Source organism: Magnetospirillum sp. WYHS-4 (genome assembly GCA_039908345.1).
GTDB lineage: Bacteria > Pseudomonadota > Alphaproteobacteria > Rhodospirillales > GLO-3 > JAMOBD01.
Genome location: JAMOBD010000133.1, coordinates 1 through 2,326, shown reverse-complemented (window position 1 = coordinate 2,326; position 2,326 = coordinate 1). Strand labels below are relative to the sequence as shown.

At 63.8% G+C, this 2,326-nt stretch carries 2 protein-coding genes; both read left to right on the top strand.

Annotated elements, in window-relative coordinates; genetic code table 11:
* Nucleotides 1-99 precede the first annotated feature (99 nt).
* Entirely contained in the window at nt 100-984 is an 885-nt protein-coding gene (locus H7841_18265) for a site-specific integrase (GenBank protein MEO5338803.1), read from the top strand.
* A gap of 13 nt (nt 985-997) precedes the next feature.
* Nucleotides 998-2,209: an IS91 family transposase gene (locus H7841_18260; GenBank protein ID MEO5338802.1), complete on the top strand. Its 1,212-nt coding sequence runs from the start codon at nt 998-1,000 to the stop codon at nt 2,207-2,209.
* The last annotated feature ends 117 nt before the right edge of the window (nt 2,210-2,326 follow it).

Here is a 2,326-nt window from a genome sequence, read left to right as displayed (position 1 = left end):
AGTTCGCGGCGGCTGGGACCGACGGCGCGGTGGCGATCTGGGAGCGTTCTATCTTGAGATTGAGGAACTTGCCTCCTCACCCAAGACAGGAGCCCCGCCATGATCGACGCGGCCATCAGCCCATTGCGCCAGCGCATGATAGACGACATGACCATCCGCCGGCTTGGTTCCAAGACCCAGCACGACTATATCCGCCACGTCAAAGACTTTGCGGAGTTCTTCGGCCATTCTCCCGACAAGGCCACTGCCGAAGACGTTCGCCGCTATCAGGTGCGGCTGGTGTCAATTGGCACGACGGCACCGACCATCAACTCCATGGCCAGCGCCTTGCGCTTCTTCTTCAAGGTGACCTTGAAGCGGAGTGACCTGGCGGACGAGGTTCAGTCGGTCCGTGAGCCCCGCCGCCTCCCCGTCGTGCTGAGCCCCGAAGAGGTCGGCCGAATGCTGACCTCGACCACGAACATCAAGCACAGGGCGGCTTTGAGCCTTGCCTATGCCACCGGCCTGCGGGCCTCCGAGGTGATATCGCTGAAGATCTCCGACATCGACAGCGATCGCATGGTCATCCGGGTCGAACTGGGCAAGGGTAACAAAGACCGCTATGTCATGCTCTCGCCCAATCTGCTCGAACTGTTGCGGGAATGGTGGCGTCATGGGCGCAGGACAGGCCGGATAACTCCCGGTCAGCCGTGGCTGTTTCCCGGCTACCGCGGCCAGCATATGAGCACACGGCAGCTTCACCGCGTCGTCCGTCTGGCCGCGGCACGCGCCGGCGTCACCAAGCGTGTCGGCGTCCATACGCTACGCCACAGCTTTGCGACACATCTTCTGGAGCAGAAGACCGACATCCGGGTCATTCAGGTTCTGCTCGGGCACAAGAAGCTCGACACCACGGCACTCTACACCCGCGTCGCCATCAAGGCGATCGGCGAAGTCACCAGCCCGCTCGACCTCCTGCCCACCGAGGTGAAGCCGCCCGCCTGAGGCGTAGCCCGCCATGTCACATCCGCCAGTCGAGGTGGCCGATATCTTCCGCCACTGCGGACCAGCCTGGCGCGACGCCAATGCCGGTCATCTGAGTTGCGGCCAACTGAAGGTCATGTCGGCGATCGAGCGCTGCCGAACGGCGGCCTTGGGCGGTCATGTCGAACGCTGCGAGGACTGCGCGCATCCGCGGATTTCTTATAATTCCTGCCGCAATCGCCATTGCCCAAAGTGCCAGGCCATCGCCGCCAAGGAGTGGTTGGCCGAGCGCCAGGCCGAACTGCTGCCGGTGTCGTATTTCCATATGGTGTTCACCTTGCCGGCACCGATTGCCGACATCGCTCATCAAAACAAGGCGGTCATCTACGCCCTGCTGTTCAAGGCCGCCGCCGAGGCGCTGATCACCATTGCGGCCGATCCCAGGCACCTTGGCGCCCGCATCGGCTTGACCGCCGTGCTGCACACTTGGGGCTCGGCCCTGACCCACCACCCGCATGCCCACATCATCGTGCCTGGCGGCGGCATTTCACCCGATGGACTGCACTGGATCTCGTGCCGCCCCGGCTTCTTCCTGCCCGTCCGGGTGCTCTCGCGACTTTTCCGCCGCCTGTTCCTGGAAAAGCTGGTCGCCGCCCACGGTGCCGGACGTCTGCAATTCTTTGGCGACCATGTCGCCCTAAACGCTCCGGCGGCCTTCGAAACCTATCTTGCTCCGCTACGAAGGGCGGAATGGGTGGTCTATTCGAAGCGACCCTTCGGCGGCCCCGAAGCCGTGCTCGCCTACCTGTCCCGCTACACCCATCGCGTCGCCATTTCCAACAGCCGCATCATCGCCTTCGACGGCCGCCGCGTCACCTTCAAATGGAAGGATTACCGGGCCAAGGAAGCCGTTCGCTACAAGGTCATGACGCTGGACGCCGACGAGTTCATCCGGCGCTTCCTCATCCATGTGCTGCCCGAAGGTTTCCACCGCATCCGTCATTACGGCCTGTTCGCCAACGGCAATCGTGCCGACAATCTCGAACGAGCCCGCCGGCTGCTCGGCGTGCCCAACCCCGCGCCACCGTGCGGTGTCGGCAATCCCGCCGAGGGCGGCGACGGCGACGGCGACGAGCGAAACACTTGTCCCTGCTGCGGTGGACGCATGGTCGTCATCGAGACCTTCGAGCCCGGCTTCCTGCCTCGGCACTGGCCCATCCCACCGAGTGGGATCGACAGTTCATGACCACCACCGCCTCGTCACCACCGCAGATCGCCATACCGATCCCAAGCCAACCTTCACCCGGCTTCGACGCCCCTTCGCCCACGGCAACGCAAATGGCCTTCCCGGACCACTGGAACA

Coding starts and splice junctions, on each gene's coding strand:
- H7841_18265 (MEO5338803.1), top strand. CDS start 100: ATGATCGACGCGGCCATCAGCCCATTGCGCCAGCGCATGATAGACGAC.
- H7841_18260 (MEO5338802.1), top strand. CDS start 998: ATGTCACATCCGCCAGTCGAGGTGGCCGATATCTTCCGCCACTGCGGA.